This is a genomic window from Microbacterium azadirachtae (assembly GCF_000956505.1).
GTDB lineage: Bacteria > Actinomycetota > Actinomycetes > Actinomycetales > Microbacteriaceae > Microbacterium > Microbacterium azadirachtae_A.
Map to the genome: position 1 here is coordinate 94,649 of NZ_JYIX01000034.1, position 17,117 is coordinate 111,765.

Below are 17,117 nucleotides of genomic sequence, written 5' to 3' on the forward strand. Positions count from 1 at the left end.
CCCGGCTGATTCTCCGTTCTTGAACACAGCGCGCACCGTCCCCGCGTCATTCCCGATCCGCCGGATCCGCCCGCATCCGCCCGGCACGTCGAGGCCCCCTCTGCGTGCCGGCGCCCCCTCCTGTGCTCGCCCACACGAGGGGGCGCGGGTGACAGGAGGGGGCGTGGACGACACGGGCGGTCGCGGGCGCGGCGGCCGATCGTCGGATCGGATCAACCGAGGCATCGGGTTTCGGCGGAGCGGACAGTCGGACGCGGGACCGGCCTCACCAGGATGGGAGCACGATCCGATTCCTAAGGAGCCGCTATGCCGGAACCCGTCGAGACGATGGTCGCGGAGATCCTGCGCCTCGTCCGCTGCGAGTCGCCGTCCGACGACCTCGCCGCGGTCGCTCGCAGCGCCGACGCCGTGGCCGAGTTGGGCACGACCCATCTGGGCGCGGCACCGGAGCGGATCGTGATCGACGGACGCACGCACCTGCGCTGGCGCTTCCCGGGCGGGCCGAGGATCCTCGTGCTCGGCCACCACGACACCGTCTGGCCCGTCGGCTCGCTCGAGGAGCTGCCTGCCTGCGCCGACGACGAGACTCTGGCGGGCCCCGGATGCTTCGACATGAAGGCCGGCCTCGTGATCGCGTTCCACGCGCTCGCGCAGCTGACCGACCTCGCCGGGATCACGGTGCTGGTGACAGGAGACGAGGAGCCAGGCTCGACCACCTCGAGAGCGCTCATCGAGGACGAGGCTCGCGCCTCGGTCGCCGCCCTCGTACTCGAGGCGGCGGGCCCCGAGGGGGCGCTCAAGATCGCGCGCAAGGGCGTCTCGCGCTACGAGATCGCGGTGCACGGGCGCGCGTCGCACGCCGGGCTCGATCCGGAGCAGGGCGTGAACGCGACCCTCGAGCTCGCACATCAGGTGCAGGCCGTGGCGCTGCTCGGCGACGCCGAAGCGGGCACCACCGTCACCCCGACGCGCACCACCTCCGGCACGACGACGAACACGGTCCCCGCACAGGCCTCGTTCTCGGTCGACGTGCGCGCCCTCTCCGCCGCGGAACAGGAGCGCGTGCACGCGGGGATGCTCGCGCTCACGCCGCGGATCCACGGCGCCCGCGTCGTGGTCGATGGCGGCATCAACCGCTCCCCGCTCGCCGCGGACTCCTCTGCCGAACTCTTCCGGCGGGCGCAGCGGGTCGCGGATCGGCTCGCACTGCCTCCGCTCACCGGGATCAGCGTCGGCGGGGCCTCGGACGGCAACTTCACCGCGGGCGTCGGCACCCCGACATTGGATGGCCTCGGCGCGGTCGGCGCCGGAGCGCATGCTGCGCACGAGCACGTGCTGATCGCCGAGCTGGAACCGCGGACGCGGCTGCTCGCCGGTCTCATCGAGGACATCCGCTCCGCACCGTTCGACCGACCGGATCCGACCGCATCCGCGAAGACCGCGTCCGCTTCGATCACGGCCTCCGCATGATGAGCGCGACCTCCTCCGTCGTCGCGGAAGAACAGGACAACGTGGCCGAGGGCGCCGACCGGGCGGCCGCGGCCGCCGAGGCGACGTCGGGCGTCGACATCCGACTGCTCGACGACATGCGCGACCTCGCGGCCGTGCGGGCACTGTACGAGGGCATCTGGGACACGGGTGCGACGAACCCTCCGGTCACCGCCGACATGCTGCGCGCTCTCGTGCAGGCGGGCAACTACGTCGCAGGAGCCTTCGACGACGCCGTCGAAGGGCGGGACCTCGTCGGCGCCTGCTTCGGCTTCTTCGGCCCACCCGCCGCACGCACCCTGCACAGCCACATCGCCGGGACGATGCCGCGCGTGCGAGGGCGCCACCTCGGCTTCGCCCTCAAACTGCACCAGCGCGCCTGGGCCCTGCGCCGCGACATCGACACGATCACCTGGACCTACGATCCCCTCATCCGCCGCAATGCGCACTTCAACCTCGGCAAGCTCGCCGCCTCGGTCGGCACGTATCTGCCGCGGCTCTACGGCTCCCTGGACGACAGCATCAACCGCGGCGACGAGACGGACCGGATCCTCGTGCGGTGGGAGCTGCGCTCCCCGCAGGTCGTCGGCGCGGCAGCGCACCGCCCGCACCTGGTCGACGCCGCAGCGGCCCGCGCGGCGGGCGCGGGCATCGCCTTGCGGCCCGACGACTCCGAAGCGCCGCGACGCGGAGCGCTCGGCGCAGGCACGGTGCTGGTCGGCGTCCCGGCCGACATCGAGAGCATGCGCGAAACGGATCCGCGGCGCGCGGCCGACTGGCGCATCGCGCTGCGCGACGTCATGGGCGGGCTGCTCGCGGAAGGCGCGACCGTGCGCGGCTTCGACCGCGCGGGCTGGTACATCATCGACGGACAGGAGAAGTCATGAAGCTCGAAGGCGTGGAGATCCACACCATCCGGATGCCGCTGGTGTCGCCGTTCCGCACCTCGTTCGGCACCGAGACGGTGCGCGAGGCGGTGCTCGTGCGAGCGGTCGGCGCCGACGGCGAGGGCTGGGGCGAGTGCGGCGCGAGTGCCCTGCCTCTCTACAGCTCGGAGTACACACCGGCCGCGGCCGCGCTGCTCGCCGATGTGCTCGTGCCGGCGCTCGGAGGCCGCGGCGACTTGGATCCCCACCGGGTCGCCGGGATCCTCTCGCCGTTCAAGGGACACCGCCAGGCGAAGGCCGCCCTCGAGACAGCGATCCTGGACGCGGACCTCCGCGCACGCGACGTGCCGCTGTCCTACCACCTGGGGGCGGTGAAGGACCGGGTCGCGTGCGGCGTCTCGGTGGGCATCACCCCGACCATCCCCGCGCTCCTCGACGCTGTCGACGGATATCTCGCCGACGGATACGTCCGGATCAAGCTGAAGATCGAGCACGGATGGGATCTGGAGCCCGTGCGCGCCGTGCGTGAGCGCTTCGGAGACATCCTGCTCCAGGTCGACGCGAATGCGGCCTACGGCCGAGCCGACATCGAGCACCTTGCGAAGCTGGACGCGTTCGACCTTTCCCTGCTCGAGCAGCCCCTCTCCGCCGACGACCTCGGCGGGCATGCGATGCTCGCCCGGCGGATCAGCACGCCGATCTGCCTGGACGAGTCGATCCTGTCCGCCGCGCACGCCGCGCACGCGATCGAGCTCGGCGCCTGCCGCATCGTGAACATCAAACCGGGTCGCGTCGGCGGTTACCTCGAGTCCCGCCGGATCCACGACCTCTGCGTCGCGCACGGCGTGCCTGTGTGGTGCGGAGGAATGCTCGAGACGGGCATCGGCCGCGCCGCCAACCTCGCCTTGGCCGCCCTTCCCGGCTTCACCCTGCCCGGCGACACCTCGGCCTCCGAGCGTTACTACGAGACGGATATGACGCCGCCGTTCCGCCTCGAGGACGGGCACATGACCGTGCCGACGGGCGCCGGCATCGGCGTGACGCCGGATGCGGCCGTGCTCGATGAGGTGACCGTCTCCCGCGCCTGGATCCCGCTCGCGGGGGCCGTCTCCGGCGCGTGCTAGCGTCGCGAAGGTGCCCCCGATGAACCATCGTCCGCAGGTCACGCTGGTGCGCGTGCTCGAGGCGCTGGACACCACCCTGCTCACCGTCGTGTGCGGCACGGTCGTCCGGGAGCGCACGGTCGAGGCGATCGTGATCCACGACCCCCGCGACGAGCCGGACGCCCCGCGCAACTCGCTCGTGATGGGGGTCGGCGTCGAGGATCCGGCGCTCGTGCGACGCCTGCTCCCCCTGCTCGCGCAGGCCGGCGTCACCGCGCTCGTCGTGCGCGCGCCCTTCGCCGCCGACGACGTCCTGCGCGCCGAAGCCGAAGCCACGGGCGTCGTGGTGCTCGCGCTGAACCCGAGCACCACCTGGGCGCACCTGGCCGGCATGCTCCGCTCGCTCATGACGCCGGGGGACCCGGACGAGGCGCGGCCGGTCACGTTCGGTGGAATCCTCGCAGGCGACCTGTTCGCCGTGGCGGACGCGATCGCGGCGCTCCTGGAGTCGCCGGTCACGATCGAGGACCGCAACGCGCAGCTGCTGGCCTTCTCGAACGGCCCCGAGCAGCAGCGCGCTCCCGGCATCCGCGCGCGGCCGCTGCCGTCTCAGGATGCGCGTGCGCTGGAGGAGAGCGGAACGCTCGCGCAGATCGCCCGGAGCGAGTGGCCCGTCGAGGTCGCCATGGGAGCCGACGGCGACGAGGTGCGCACCGCGATCGCCGTGCGCGCGGGGGACGAGGTGCTCGGCACGATCTGGACCGCGGGTTCGCTCACCGCCGAGCGGAGCGCATCCCTGCACGACGCCGCGAAGCTCGTGGCCATGCACATGGTCTGGCAGCGCACGGACGCCGACGTCGAGCGCCGACTGCGTGCGGACCTGCTGCGCACCGCGCTCGGAGGCGGCCCCTCGGCGGGAGAGGCCGTGCACCGCCTCGGCCTCCGCGAGGAGACCGGTGTCGTGCTCGCGCTCACGCTGCACGACCCCGCCGCCGAACAGCTGTCGCACGCGCACCTCGCCGCGGAACGCAAGCGCGTGGCCGACGCGTTCGCCGTGCATCTGTCTTTCGCGCACCCGCGCTCCGTCTCGGGCCTCGTCGGCGATGTCGCCTACGGAGTGCTGCCGCTCGCGTCCGCAGCCGACGCCGACGATGAGGGCGACAGCGCCGTGCGCGTCGCGACGGAGTTCCTGGCCAGGATGCGCTCGGCGCTGCGGCCGCTCATCGGCGTCGGGGTCGTGGTGGCGGAGACTGCGCTCCTCCCCCGGTCCCGGGCGAGCGCGGACCGCGCGCTGCGGGTGCTGCGCGCCGGGATCGTGGACCGGCAGGTCGCCCGCCTCGACGAGGTGCATGCCGAGGCCCTGCTGCTCGAGCTCACCGGCCCCGCGCGGGACATCCCGTCCGGACCGCTCGCGCGCCTGCTCGCCTACGACGAGACGCACGGCAGCAGCCTCACCGAGACGTTCGAGGCCTGGCTCGACGCATTCGGCGACGTCGGCGTCGCCGCCGCCGCGAAGTTCGTGCACCCCAATACGTTCCGCTACCGGCTGCGCCGCGTGGCCGAGGTCGGCCGCATCGACCTCGACGATCCGAATGCCCGCTTCGGCGCGATGATGCAGCTGCGGCTGCGCGCCATCAATCCCGAGCGCTGAACTCCGCCGCCGGATCCGCGACCACGGGGTCCGGCAGGCCCAGCGATCCCAGGAGACACGCCAGCCAGGCCGCGTCCTGCGCGACGATCACGTCGTGCCCGGTTCCGGATCCGTGTCCCGCGTTCTCGTACACGTGCAGCAGGATCGGCGCTTCCCCGCGCTGGGCCGCCTGCATCCGCGCGACGAACTTGCGCGCCTGCCACGGCGGGCAACGGGGGTCGTTCGCCCCCGCCTCGACGTAGAGCAACGGATACTCCGCCGGGCGCACCCGCTCGTAGGGCGAGAGCGAGATCATGCGGGCGACGTCGACCGGATCCTCTGGATCACCCCAGGCCTTGCGGATCACGAACTCCAGATAGGGATTGCGGAAGCCGCCGACGAGGTCGAGCAGCGGGGCGCGCGGCAGCACCGCGGCCCACAGCTCAGGGCGCGCGGTGATCGCATTGCCGCACATCAGGCCGCCGTCGGAGCCTCCCGTGAGGGCGAGCCGGCCCGGGGCCGCGACGCCCTCGGCGAGCACGTGCTCGGCCACGGCGATCAGGTCTCCGTCGCGGGTGCCGCGATGCTCCCGATCCGCGGCGCGGAACCATGCGCTGCCGAACTCTCCGCCTCCGCGCAGGTACGCCTGCACGACGGTGCCGCCCGAGGCGAGGAACGCCGCCAGATCCGGCTGGTACTGCGGAAGAGTGGGGATGCCCGCGGCGCCGTAGGCGGTGATCAGGGCGGGGGCCTGGCCCGCGGAGCCGTGCGGACGGACGACGTGGTAGGGGATCGGGGTGCCGTCCTCGGCGATCGCCTCGCGCATCTCCGCGGTCGCGTCGATCGCGATCTCCGGCTCCTGCAGGATCTCGAGCGCGCCGCCGGGGCGATGCCGGTAGACGCCCCACGACGTGGTGAGCGTCGAGAAGGCGAAGAGGAAGGATCCGTCCCGGCTTTCGGCGGAGAGCCCGGTGAGTGGGAAGAACGGGGCGGCGAGCGCGCCCTCCCCTGGCAGAGGAACCACGCCCCGTGGGGCTCCGTCCGCGTCCAGGATCCGCACCCGCGCGGCGGTGCGGTGGAACTCGCTGAGGTAGAGCGCGTCACCGACCGGGAGTACCGCGCGCAGCACCGTGTCGCTCTCCGCCACGAGCTCGGTCCAGCAGGACGGATCCGCCGGATCCGCGGCATCCAAGGGGATCGCGACGAGCCGGCGCCGCGGCGCGTCCAGATCGGTGACGGCGACGTACCTGTCGCCCACGATGTGCCCTACGACGGTCTCCGGCCCTGACGCGAGGAACGGCCGCCAGCCGGCGCCGGGATCGGTGAGATCTCGCACGGCGACCGGGAACGGCGTGCCTACGCGGTGTGCCGCGACCGCCCAGCGTCCATCTGCGGAGAACTGGATCCTGGTGTACTCGCGGGAGCCTTCCGGGACCGGGACGTCCTCGATCGCGGAGGGCCCGTGATCGCCGAGGCTGCGCCGGTAGACGACCTGGCGGAAGTCGTGGGCGGTGCCGCCGAGGCCGAGGAACGCGAAGCCCGTGCTGTCGGGGAACCATGAGATCCCGCCGCCCCAGGAGCTGTGCAGCAGCTCCGGTGGTGCGTCGTCGCGGCGAGTGCCGGTCCGTACGTCGACGAGCTCCACCCTGTTGTGCTCACTGCCGTCCGTGCACACGCCGAGAGCGAGCACCGTGCCATCCGGCGAGGGGGCGAACCAGCTGAGCACCGCGGTGCGTCCCGGCCCGTCGAAGCGGGCGAGATCCACGAGGCTCCGCCCGGGGCCGTAGGGCTCGTCCGCGACCTGCAGCTTCCGCCCCTCGACCCGGAACCAGTGCGCGCCGCCGCTGCGGGGCAGCTCCGGCCAGGCGCCCGCGTGGCTGCGCTCGACCACGGCGCGCACGGCGTCGCGGTCGCGTCCCGCCCAGATGGTCTCCTCGGCATACGTGGCCTGCGCCCGCTGCCAGTCGGCGACCTCGCCCGGCACCGCGGCGTCGTCCTCGAGCCAGCGGTAGGGATCCGGCACCGCGATGCCGGCGACGATCTCGACCGTGTCCTGCGTGCGGGTGTCCGGTGCGGCGCTCATCCGAGATCCTTTTGTGAGACGGTGGCGACCGTGGTCTCGGAACGGTGCGGCACGGCGTCGAGCTCAGGGACGCCCGGCCCGAACTCCGCCCGCAGCCGGTCGAGATGGCCCGGCACGAGCGAGGCCCTGTGCCGATGGGCGACCGCGTCGAATGCGACGGTCACGTCGGCGAGGGGATCCATCCCTCCGCCCGCGTGCGTGCCCGCGACGTCGTCCCACAGCCCCGAGGGCGCCGCACGAAGGTCGACGAGCACGTCGCCGAGCCGGTCCAGGGCGTGTTCGAGCGAGTCCGGGGCGGGCTCGCGCTCCGAGAGCGTCGTCTCCCAGTCGAAGGGCCGCGACGAGCGCTCCGCGAACGACACGACGGGGCCGTGGCCGTAGGTCATGCCGATCACGCGCAGCGCGTCGCCGAATCCGTCGTGCAGCAACGTGCCCATGGCGGGGCGGCCGTGCAGCGGCTCGCGGCGCACGTGGGCGTTGTGCGCGAAGACCAGGATCCGCTCCTCGCGCTCCGCGATCCACGCGACGGTGTCGGCCATGAGCTGCTCGCGCGGATAGGCGCCGGGCGCGCCGTCCCAGGCGAGCTCCGCGAGGAACGCGCGGAGGGTCGCCGCGCTGCGCCGCGCGACGTCGTCGCCCTCGCGGTCGACACGTGCACACAGGTCGGCGATGCCATCGCGGAGGGTCGCCCGCGCCGCGTCGTCCAGGCCGTCCCAGGCGATCGCCGCCTCGGTGCGCCCGCCGAGGTCGGTGATGCGCCGCAACTCCTCGTCGCCGTCGTGAGCGGGAATGCGCTCAAGGCACACCCGCACTGCGACGCCCGGCGAGGTCGACGATCCCGGCAGGTCCATGCCCCAGAAGTGCAGCGGTACACGCCCAGGACTGCGGCGGCGGAGGTTCTCGGCGCGCATCCACGCGAGCTGGCTCCGGACGGCCTCGGATGCGCCGAAGCCGTAGGTGATCCCCGTCCGGGCGACGTCCTCGACCTCGCCCGGACCGCCCTGGACCCACGCGTCGACGGCCAGCCCCTCCGCGAAACCCGACTCGCGCACGAAGGCCGTGAAGCCGAGCTCGGTCGCGAGCGTGCGGAACAACCCGTCGCCGAGCCGGGCGAAATCATCGATCCCGTGCGCGCCCTCGCCGACCAGCACGATGCGCGCGTCGCCGACGAGGGCCCGCACCGACTCCGGATCCCAGGGCTCGCCAGGGGCCGCCAACGGGCGGAGGTACGTCAGGGGGGTTTCACGCATCGGGGATGATCCTCTCACCGCGACGGGACCGGCCTGATCCGACCGGCCCCGTCCACGGATCCGCTATTTCTGCTTCTCGGTGAAGTACCACTGCTCCGGGGAGTAGATGAACTTCAGCAGTCCCTCGAACGTGTCCGGCGGGCCCGAGAGAGCGCTCTTCCACACGATGAGGTTGTCGGGGGTGGGCAGGAACAGCACGGGCAGATCCTTCGACAGGAGCGTCGTCTCCGCGCTCAGCGCCTTCGGATCGGATCCGAACACGCTCGCCTCGATCGCCTTGTCCGCCGCGGTGTCGCTGTAGCTGCCGAGGTTGAAGCTGCCGTCCGTGTTGAAGGCGCCGTTCGCGGTGGGATACGAGGTCATGACCAGGGGGCCCGTGTCCTGCATGGCCCACTCGTTCGTGTTCGCCGGTGCTCCGGGGTTCGTGTAGTTCTCGTACATGTAGTTGAGCGACTTCGAGACGACCTTCACGTCGATCCCGATCTTCTTCGCCTCCGAGGAGAACGCGAGGTCGCGCGCTCCGACGTAGCTCGGCGAGCTCGCCGAGGCGAGCGTGAACGAGATCTTCTGTCCCTGCGCGATCCCCTCGCCGCACTGATCGGATCCCGATCCCGGCTTCTCGCACGTCGTGCCTGCCTTGTCGACCTTCCAGCCGTGCGCGGTCAGCAGCTTCTCCGCCGCCTTCGGATCGAACGGGTACGGCGCCTTGTCGCCGAAGTCGGGCGGGAATGCCGAGCCGAGACCGACGGTGGCGTAGTTCTCGCTCGCGGCGCCGTTGTAGACGCCGCGGCTCTTGATGTAGCCGGGCTGGTCGACGAGGTGCTGCAGGGCCTGGCGCATGTAGGGCTGAGCGATGATCTTGTCGAAGCCGCCGGTCGTGTTCGCGAAGTTGATCACGAGCGGATCCGACCGCGCGGGGGCCGGGGCCGCGTAGACGTTGTAGCCCTTCTTGCGCAGGTCCTCGATCTTGGCGGAGTAGCTCGAGTCGAGGCGACCGACCGTGATCGTGCCGGCCTGGTACTGGTTGTAGATCGCTGCGGCCGAGGTGAACGCCTTGAAGTCCACCTGCGTGAGCGTGTGCTTCCCCGGCCCGGCGTAGGCCTTGTTGGGCGCGAGCGAGAACGAGCCGGTCGTCGGCTCGAAGCTCTTGAGCGAGTACGGGCCGTTCACGACCTGCCACAGCGGGTTCGTGGCGAACGTGGCCTGGTCCGAGGACTGACCGGTGAGGAACGTGTAGATCGCGCTCGCGTTCGCGGGATCCGTGTAGTCCAGGACGGGTCCTCCCGTCGTCGCGATGCTCCAGTCCGCCGAGGGGATGACGACGAGCTGCTGCAGGAGCGACTCCAGGTAGGCGGGGTTGTACGCCTTCTCGAGCGTGAGCACGACGGTGTCGGATCCCTGCGCGGTCGCGGTCACCCCGTCCGGGAACTGCCCCGGCGTGTAGAACGCCCAGTTGGCCGCGCTCTGGGCGACGGCGGCTTTGAGGATGCCGAGCGAGAAGACCACGTCGCCGGCGGTGACCGGCTTGCCGTTGGACCAGCTGTTCTTCTTCATCGAGATCGTCACCGTGCGGTCGTCGTCGCTGTAGGACGGCGCCGTGGCGAGGCTCGTGTCCGCATTGCTCTTGCCATCGGCATCGGCCCGATACAGCGTCCGCCACATCAGGTCGTTGCCGATCACCGCGCCGTTCGCCTCCGCCGGCGGGTACGGGAAGATGTAGTTCGGCGCGAGACCGGGCGTCATCGCGATCGTGACGACGCCGCCGTCGACACTCTTGCCGCTCGCCGCCGGGATCGTGCGGTACTGGGAGGGGTCGACCTTCGCGGCGCCGGCCGTGCAGCCGGTCGTGATCAGCGCGGCCGCGACCGTGAGCGCGATCAGGAGGCTTCTTCGCCTCCGGGGAACCTGCGCGTTCATGCTGTGCTCCTTCTTCGGGTGGTCGGGATTCGTCGGGCGGGCCGTTTCGGGTGTTCGGGATCCGGGGCCCGCCGCGGGTCGGATCCGGTGCTTCGAGAGTGCAGGACGCCCGACGCGGCCCGTTCAGAGATCCGGACAGTTTCCGCGCGGCGCTCCTGTCTGGTCGGACACACCCCCGCGCGGAGTCATCGGCGCCGGTCGAGCACGTCGCGCAGGGCGTCGCCGAGCAGATTCAGCCCGAGCACGACGAGCACGATGCACAGGCCGGCGGGGTAGATGAGCCACCAGTTCCCCGCGGTGATGTATACGACGCCGCTCGAGAGTTGGCTGCCCCAGTCGGTGACCGGATAGCTCAGCCCGAAGCCGAGGAATCCGAGCGCCGCGATCACGAGGATCGCATCGGCCACCTGGAACGTGAGGTTCACGATGATCACGCCGAACGTGTTCGGGATGAGGTGCGTGAAGATGATCCTGCGATCCCTCGCGCCCATGAGGCGCGCGGCCTGCACGAACTCGCGCACCCTCAATGACAGCACTTCGCCGCGGATGAGCCTCGCAGACACGAGCCAGGAGAAGCCTCCGATGACCAGGCTCAGCGTGAGGGGCGTCGCCGTGAAGCGCGCCGCGATGATGAGCACGAAGAACAGGAAGGGGATCGCGAGCAGGACATCCACGAACCGCATCATGATCCCGTCGACGACGCCGCCTGCGAGACCCGCCACCGCGCCGTAGACCGTGCCGAGAGTCGTCGCGAAGACCGCGGCGAGCAGACCGATCTCGAGTGACACCTGCCCGCCCAGCATGAGCCGGCCGAGCACGTCGAAACCGTTCGGATCGGTGCCGAGCGGGTAGCCCTCGCCGGGCGGCAGGAGCGCGTCGAGCAGGTTCACGTCGGTCTGGTTCGTCGGATACAGCAGAGGCCCCGCGAAGCTGAACAGGACGAGCAGCACGAGCATCGACGCTCCCGCCACGGCCATCGGGCTGCGCCGCAGCGCGCGCAGGACGGCGCCGGCGGCGAGGGGGCGCGCCGCCGTCGCGGTCTGGACGATGACGTCGGTCTTCTCCGACATCTCCGGGTGTGCGGTGGTCATCTGCTCAGCTCGATCCGTCGGTCCGCGCGTGCGACCACGAGGTCGGCGAGGAGGTTGCCCAGCACGGTGAGCGCGCCACCGATGAGCGTGTACGCCAGCAGCACCGGATAGTCCTCGCGGTGCAGGCTGTTCAGGAACAGGAGGCCGAGCCCGGGGTAGTTGAACACCGACTCGACGATGAGGTTGCCCGCCAGCAGCGTGGGGATCATGACGCCGACGAGCGTGATGAGCGGGATGCAGGCATTGCGCAGTAGGTGCCGCATCAGCACGACCCGCTCCGGGGCTCCCTTGGCGCGGGCGACCTTGATGTAGTCCATGCCGAGCTGCTCGAGCGCCGCGGAGCGCTGGTACTGCGAGAAGACGACCACGTTCGTGAGGGCGAGCGTGATCAGCGGCAGAGCCATCGCGCGCGGATCCGTGAACACGACCCAGGGCGAGGTGGATTGCGAGGCCTCCGCGGGGAAGAGCGGCACGAGCTGGCTGAGTAGCGCGATCAGCAGGAGCGCGACGAGAAAAGACGGCGTCGCATAGAGCAGGTAGGCGATGCCGGTGGCTGCGCGGTCGACGACGGTGTTCCGCCGGACCGCTTGCAGGATGCCGAGCGGGATCGCGATGAGCAACGCGATCACGAGGCCGGACAGCGAGAGCACGGCGCTGCGTCCGGCGTTCTGTGCGAACAGTACCGAAACCTCCTCGTTCAGCTTGTAGGAGCGCCCGAGGTCGCCGTGCAGCAACTGCACGACGTAGTCGACGTACTGCGCGAAGAGCGGGCGATCGAAGCCGTTCTCGCGGTTGAACGCCTCGACCGCGGCCGCCGAGGCCTGCGGCCCGAGCACGACCCGACCAGGACTGTCGGAGATGAGATGCAGCATCACGAAGATCACGATCGAGATGCCGATCAGCACGAGCAGCGAGATCAGGATCCGCCGCAGCAGGTAGGAGATCATGCCGTCGCCTCCGTCTCGGTCCGGTCCGCATCCGCGGTCTGGACACCGACCTTCTCCGCGGTCTTCGGCTGCAGCGGGAAGTGGCAGGCGACGTCGTGACCGGTGCCGACAGCCTCCAGCGTCGGCTCCACCGTCGCGCACAGCTCGGTCGCGAGCGGGCATCGCGTCCGGAACCGGCAGCCGCTGGGAGGATCCAGCGGACTGGGCAGCTCCCCGCGCACGCGCTCGGCACCGGCCGGCGCCGGAGCATCCGGATCCGCGATCGGCACCGCCGCGAGCAGACCGGCCGTGTACGGGTGCGCGGGCCGCTCGTAGACGTCGTCGGTCGCGCCGACCTCGACGATCTTGCCGAGGTACATCACCCCGACCCGGTCGGAGAGGTAGCGGATGACCGCGAGGTCGTGCGAGATCACGACGCTGCTCAGCCCGCGTTCGCGCTGCTGGGCGCGCATGAGGTTGAGCACCTGCGAGCGGATCGAGACGTCCAGGGCGCTCACCGGCTCATCGGCGACGAGGACGTCGGGGTCGAGCGCGAGAGCCCTGGCGAGGCCGATGCGCTGACGCTGCCCGCCGGAGAGCTCGTGCGGATACCGCTCAAGGATGGACGGGCCGAGACCGACGCTGTCGAGCAGCGCGATCGCGCGCTCGGTGCGCTCGGCCGGGGTGCCGACGCCCTGGATCGCGAGGGGCTCGCGCAGGATCGTGCCGATCGTCATCTTCGGGTCGAGGGCGGCGCCGGAGTCCTGGAACATCATCTGCAGCTTCGCCCTGCGGGCGCCGAGCTCGCGCCGCCGCACACCGGAGACCTTCGCCCCTTCGAGACGCACCTCACCGGCGGTGGGCCGATCCATGGCGACGAGCATGCGCCCGAGCGACGACTTGCCGCATCCGGACTCCCCGACGAGGCCGAGAGTCTCCCCCGCCCGCACCGCGAAGCTCACCCTGGAGACCGCCTTCACGGTGCGCCGTCGCCCCTTCGGCGCCCAGCCCGAGACGGGATGCTCCTGCACGAGATCGACGACCTCGAGCCGGGGCTCCGCCGATGCCGGCACGGCGTGCGCGAGCGGAAGCGCGCGCCGCTGGGCCACCGCCGTCGCCCCCATGACAGGGTTCCAGCACGCGAAGACATGCCCGCCGTCGCCCTCGAGCGGCGGACGCTCGGTCCGGCAGCGCTCCGTGGCGGCCGCGCAGCGCGGCGCGAACCGGCATCCCGGAACCATCTCGGCGGGATCCGGCGGGGAGCCGGGGATCGAGAACAGCTCGAGACCGCGGTCCTGGGCGAGCGACGGGATCGAGTCGAGCAGCGCGCGGGTGTAGCGATGCCTCGTGCTCCTGAAGAGGGAACGGGTCGGTCCGGTCTCCACGAGTCGTCCGGCGTACATGACGCCGACCCGGTCGGCGTGCCGGGCCACCACGCCCATGTCGTGCGTGACAAGGATCATCGCCATGCCGAGCTGCTCCTTGAGCCGGCCGAGCAGCTCCAGGATCTCCGCCTGGATCGTCACGTCGAGAGCGGTCGTCGGCTCGTCGGCGATCAGCAGATCGGGCTCCGCGATGAGCGCCATCGCGATCATCACGCGCTGACGCATGCCGCCGGAGAGCTGGTGCGGATAGTCGCGCATGCGCTCGGACGGACGCGGGATGCCGACGAGCGCGAGCATCTCCTCGGCCCGGCGCAGCGCCTCCGATCTGCGCGCGAGGCCGTGCAGCAGCAGCGGCTCAGCGACCTGGTCGCCCACGCGCTGGGTGGGGTTCAGCGCCGTCAGCGAGTCCTGGAACACCATCGAGATCCGGCGTCCGCGCAGCGCCCGGTACGCGTGCGGATCCATCCCTGCGAGTTCCTCGCCGTCGAAGCGGATGGAGCCGCTCGTGATCGTGGATCCGCTCGGCAGCATCCCCATGATCGACAGGCCTGTCATCGATTTGCCGGATCCGGTCTCACCGACGATGCCGAGGGTCTCGCCGCGGGCGAGGTCGAGGTCGACGCCGGTGATCGGACGCACGGTCCGTTCTCCCGTGCGGATCTCGACCGAGAGGTCTCGAATCGTCAGCATTGCGCGCTCCCTTGCGCCCGCCGCTCCACGCGACCGGCCCTGTTCTTCCATGATCCTGCGACACCGCGGTCGCGCCCGGTTCGTCCGCTCGATCGAACGGAGCATTCCCCCTTCGTCCTCTGGGACGATTCGCGCCGCCCGGAGCAGCCTCAGCGGACCGAGGGCCGTCCGAGCTGCCCTCGGAACAGCCGCTGCAGGTTGCCGCCGAGCACGCCGAGGACATCGGCCTCGGCCCACCCTCGGCGCAGCAGCGCCTCGGTGACGAGAGGCAGGCCCTCCGGCCCCTCGAGCCCGGGAAGGTACACGTCGGCGGGGACGCCCTGCACCTCGGTGACCACGCAGCACGGCGGCGTGGTCTCGCCGATGACCTCCCGCACGAAGTCCGGTCCGAGGCCCACGTGCTCGCTCCCCGCAATCGCCGCGATGTGCTCGAGATGATCCACGAGCCGGTCGATCGTGGCGGGCTCGTCGTCCAGGAACGGCGCGAAGAAGTTCGCGCAGATCACGCCGCCGCCCGCGGCGATCGCGGCGAGGTGCTCGTCCGAGAGATTGCGATGGTGGTCGCGCAGCGCCCGCGCCGAGGAGTGCGTCGCGATGACGGGGCGCGCCGCGATCTCCAGCACGTGCGAGACGCCCGCGGCGCCGAGGTGGCTGAGGTCGACGAGCATGCCGACTCGCTCCATCTCGCGCACCGCCGCGATGCCGGCGCCGGTGAGCCGGCTGCGGGCGGCATCCTCGCCGGACCCGTCCGCGAAGGCGCCGCGGCCGAAATGGGTCAGTGAGCCGACGCGCACGCCGAGGCGGTGCATGGTCGTGATCAGCTCGACGTCGGCGTCGAGACCCGGCATGCCCTCGAGCGCCAGCACGAGGGCGATGCGCCCGTCCGCGATCGTCCGGTCGATATCCTCACCGGTGCGGCACAGTGCGACGCGTCCGGCATTCTCCTCGGCGAGACGATGCGCGGCCTCGATCATGAGCAGGGTGCGCCGCAGGGCGGCCTCTGGGCGGTACGGATCCTCGATGAACACCGGGAGCACCTGCAGGTCCACCCCGCCCGCCTCGAGCTGCGGCATCCAGCGCTCCCGGAAGAAGCTCCCCCAGCGCTCGGGCGGGCGCGCCACGACCGCGCAGAGCAAGTCGTTGTGGGCGTCCGCGACCACGGCACGGCGATGCAGCGCTCCCGCGAAGGACAGCGCGGTCATGAGTCCACCCGCCGATCCGCCCTGCCGGTATGCAGGAACAGCGCCCTGCCCGTGCCGTCGTCGCCGAGGAAGGCGACCGGCTGGCGGACCCCGCCCTCCGCCTCGACGGGGAGCAGCACGTCGCCACGCCAGCCGACGAGCTCGGTCCGGAACGGCAGGTCGCCGAGATCGGCGACGACGCCGTGCGGGACGCGGTCGAGCCAGACCCGCCCCTCCGCGGTCCGGCTGATCGTGGTCAGGGCCGTGCTCGAGGCGTAGCGGCCGACGAAGCGGTCGGCGTGCGCGGGCGGGGAGCCGGCCGGGGCCGGGGCGGGTGCCGCAGCGATCCCGGCGAACTGCTCCAGCACGGCGTCGACGAGCGCCGTGAAGATCGGATGCGGTTCCCCGCCGTTCGCGAGAACCGCGACGGCCACACCCTGCTCCGGCAGCACTCGCAGGCTCGCGGACTGACCGATCGTGTTGCCGTCGTGGCCCGGGATCGTGCGCCCCTCGCGGGCGAACAGCTCCCAGCCGAGACCCCAGGCGGCGCCCTGGTCGATGTCGGGAAGCACGATCTGCGATGTGCGCATCGCCTCGACCGTCGCACGGGAGAGCAGGCGGGAGCCGTCGGAAGCGAGCCCGCCCGCGAGATGGAGGCGGGCGAACGCGAGCAGATCACCCGCACTCATCGCCAACCGCGATCCCGCAGGCCCTCCTGCCCGCTCCATGGCCCACACGGTCGTCGGCGCGAACTCGCCGTCGTCCTGCCGGAGATGGCCGACGGCCGCGCGGTGCAGGATCGCCTCCGACGCGTCCACGGCGGCGTGCCGCAGCCCGAGCCGGTTCAGCAGTCGCTCGCGCAGCACCCTCTCGTACGGAGCCCCGCGGAGCACCTCGACGATGCGGCCGAGGGTCGAGAACCCTGCGTTGTTGTAGGAGAACATCTCGCCGGGGGCGAAGAGCTGCGGCGTCTCGGCGAGGACCCCGAGGTACCGCGCCAGGGCATCGTCCCCCTCGCCGGTGTCGACGAAGACATCGCCCTCGAAGCCGGCGGTGTGGCTGAGCAGGTGCCGTGGCGTGATCGCGGCGGAGGACTCCTCATCGGCGACGCGGAAGTCGGGGAGCACGTGCCGCACCGGCGCGTCCAGGTCGAGCAGGCCCTCCTCGACGAGTTGCATGACCAGCGTCGCGGTGAAGACCTTGGTGATGGACCCGATCTGGAAGATGGATCCGGTGTCCGCCGCGACGTCGGTGCCGCGATGGAGGACCCCCGCGGCGTAGGCGAACGTCTCGTCGCCGACGCCGATCGCGAGCGAGACGGCCGGCACACGGTGCCTCGCCATCAGCGCGGGGATGTGCTCCTGGACCCAGGCCTGGACGGTGGCGAGCTGCGGCATGGTCCTCCTCGACGTCGACTCACCTCGAGGCTAGAGCGCGGCCCGGCCGTCCGATTCGTCGATCGGCACCAGTCCGATGCGCTCGGATG

General features: G+C 71.5%; 12 protein-coding genes. 4 read left to right on the forward strand and 8 right to left on the reverse strand.

Going from position 1 to position 17,117, the window contains the following annotated elements; translation table 11 throughout:
- Positions 1 to 306 precede the first annotated feature (306 nt).
- From RS86_RS09345 to RS86_RS09360, 4 genes are read left to right on the forward strand one after another with little or no spacing between them, the layout of a single operon-like run.
- Complete coding sequence (locus RS86_RS09345) at positions 307 to 1,470, forward strand: M20/M25/M40 family metallo-hydrolase (protein WP_045271967.1); 1,164 nt, start codon at positions 307 to 309, stop codon at positions 1,468 to 1,470.
- Positions 1,467 to 2,375 (forward strand): GNAT family N-acetyltransferase, encoded by a 909-nt coding sequence (locus RS86_RS09350; protein ID WP_200892780.1) that lies wholly within the window; start codon positions 1,467 to 1,469, stop codon positions 2,373 to 2,375. Before RS86_RS09345 ends, RS86_RS09350 begins: the two co-directional genes overlap by 4 nt.
- Positions 2,372 to 3,499 carry an o-succinylbenzoate synthase gene (gene menC / locus RS86_RS09355; protein WP_045271968.1) on the forward strand — a complete coding sequence of 376 codons (1,128 nt, stop codon included), beginning with the start codon at positions 2,372 to 2,374 and terminating at the stop codon, positions 3,497 to 3,499. The genes RS86_RS09350 and menC overlap by 4 nt, the downstream gene beginning before the upstream one ends.
- A 19-nt stretch (positions 3,500 to 3,518) precedes the next feature.
- Positions 3,519 to 5,129: a PucR family transcriptional regulator gene (locus RS86_RS09360; RefSeq protein ID WP_045271969.1), complete on the forward strand. Its 1,611-nt coding sequence runs from the start codon at positions 3,519 to 3,521 to the stop codon at positions 5,127 to 5,129.
- On the opposite strand, the gene RS86_RS09365 is transcribed toward RS86_RS09360, so the two are convergent.
- The 8 genes from RS86_RS09365 to RS86_RS09400 form a co-directional block, all read right to left on the reverse strand.
- Positions 5,113 to 7,191: a prolyl oligopeptidase family serine peptidase gene (locus tag RS86_RS09365; RefSeq protein ID WP_045271970.1), complete on the reverse strand. Its 2,079-nt coding sequence runs from the start codon at positions 7,189 to 7,191 to the stop codon at positions 5,113 to 5,115. The two genes, RS86_RS09360 and RS86_RS09365, sit on opposite strands and share 17 nt — an antisense overlap.
- Positions 7,188 to 8,441, reverse strand: a complete 1,254-nt coding sequence (locus tag RS86_RS09370) for an erythromycin esterase family protein (RefSeq protein ID WP_052680187.1) — start codon at positions 8,439 to 8,441, stop codon at positions 7,188 to 7,190. Before RS86_RS09370 ends, RS86_RS09365 begins: the two co-directional genes overlap by 4 nt.
- A gap of 63 nt (positions 8,442 to 8,504) precedes the next feature.
- Complete coding sequence (locus RS86_RS09375) at positions 8,505 to 10,358, reverse strand: ABC transporter substrate-binding protein (RefSeq protein WP_045271971.1); 1,854 nt, start codon at positions 10,356 to 10,358, stop codon at positions 8,505 to 8,507.
- A 185-nt stretch (positions 10,359 to 10,543) separates the two neighbouring features.
- The gene (locus RS86_RS09380) at positions 10,544 to 11,449 is read right to left on the reverse strand and encodes an ABC transporter permease (protein ID WP_045271972.1); all 906 of its coding nucleotides are present in this window, start codon (positions 11,447 to 11,449) and stop codon (positions 10,544 to 10,546) included.
- Positions 11,446 to 12,396 (reverse strand): ABC transporter permease, encoded by a 951-nt coding sequence (locus RS86_RS09385; RefSeq protein WP_045271973.1) that lies wholly within the window; start codon positions 12,394 to 12,396, stop codon positions 11,446 to 11,448. Before RS86_RS09385 ends, RS86_RS09380 begins: the two co-directional genes overlap by 4 nt.
- Complete coding sequence (locus tag RS86_RS09390) at positions 12,393 to 14,450, reverse strand: ABC transporter ATP-binding protein (RefSeq protein ID WP_200892781.1); 2,058 nt, start codon at positions 14,448 to 14,450, stop codon at positions 12,393 to 12,395. Before RS86_RS09390 ends, RS86_RS09385 begins: the two co-directional genes overlap by 4 nt.
- 149 nt (positions 14,451 to 14,599) lie before the next feature.
- Positions 14,600 to 15,652, reverse strand: a complete 1,053-nt coding sequence (locus tag RS86_RS09395; protein WP_045271975.1) for a dipeptidase — start codon at positions 15,650 to 15,652, stop codon at positions 14,600 to 14,602.
- Positions 15,649 to 17,028 carry a serine hydrolase domain-containing protein gene (locus RS86_RS09400; RefSeq protein WP_045271976.1) on the reverse strand — a complete coding sequence of 460 codons (1,380 nt, stop codon included), beginning with the start codon at positions 17,026 to 17,028 and terminating at the stop codon, positions 15,649 to 15,651. Before RS86_RS09400 ends, RS86_RS09395 begins: the two co-directional genes overlap by 4 nt.
- Positions 17,029 to 17,117: the final 89 nt, after the last annotated feature.

Excerpts from the sequence above, each read along its gene's own strand:
- RS86_RS09345 (WP_045271967.1), top strand. The coding sequence starts at position 307 with ATGCCGGAACCCGTCGAGACGATGGTCGCGGAGATCCTGCGCCTCGTC.
- RS86_RS09350 (WP_200892780.1), top strand. The coding sequence starts at position 1,467 with ATGATGAGCGCGACCTCCTCCGTCGTCGCGGAAGAACAGGACAACGTG.
- menC (WP_045271968.1), top strand. The coding sequence starts at position 2,372 with ATGAAGCTCGAAGGCGTGGAGATCCACACCATCCGGATGCCGCTGGTG.
- RS86_RS09360 (WP_045271969.1), top strand. The coding sequence starts at position 3,519 with ATGAACCATCGTCCGCAGGTCACGCTGGTGCGCGTGCTCGAGGCGCTG.
- RS86_RS09365 (WP_045271970.1), bottom strand. The coding sequence starts at position 7,191 with ATGAGCGCCGCACCGGACACCCGCACGCAGGACACGGTCGAGATCGTC.
- RS86_RS09370 (WP_052680187.1), bottom strand. The coding sequence starts at position 8,441 with ATGCGTGAAACCCCCCTGACGTACCTCCGCCCGTTGGCGGCCCCTGGC.
- RS86_RS09375 (WP_045271971.1), bottom strand. The coding sequence starts at position 10,358 with ATGAACGCGCAGGTTCCCCGGAGGCGAAGAAGCCTCCTGATCGCGCTC.
- RS86_RS09380 (WP_045271972.1), bottom strand. The coding sequence starts at position 11,449 with ATGACCACCGCACACCCGGAGATGTCGGAGAAGACCGACGTCATCGTC.
- RS86_RS09385 (WP_045271973.1), bottom strand. The coding sequence starts at position 12,396 with ATGATCTCCTACCTGCTGCGGCGGATCCTGATCTCGCTGCTCGTGCTG.
- RS86_RS09390 (WP_200892781.1), bottom strand. The coding sequence starts at position 14,450 with ATGCTGACGATTCGAGACCTCTCGGTCGAGATCCGCACGGGAGAACGG.
- RS86_RS09395 (WP_045271975.1), bottom strand. The coding sequence starts at position 15,652 with ATGACCGCGCTGTCCTTCGCGGGAGCGCTGCATCGCCGTGCCGTGGTC.
- RS86_RS09400 (WP_045271976.1), bottom strand. The coding sequence starts at position 17,028 with ATGCCGCAGCTCGCCACCGTCCAGGCCTGGGTCCAGGAGCACATCCCC.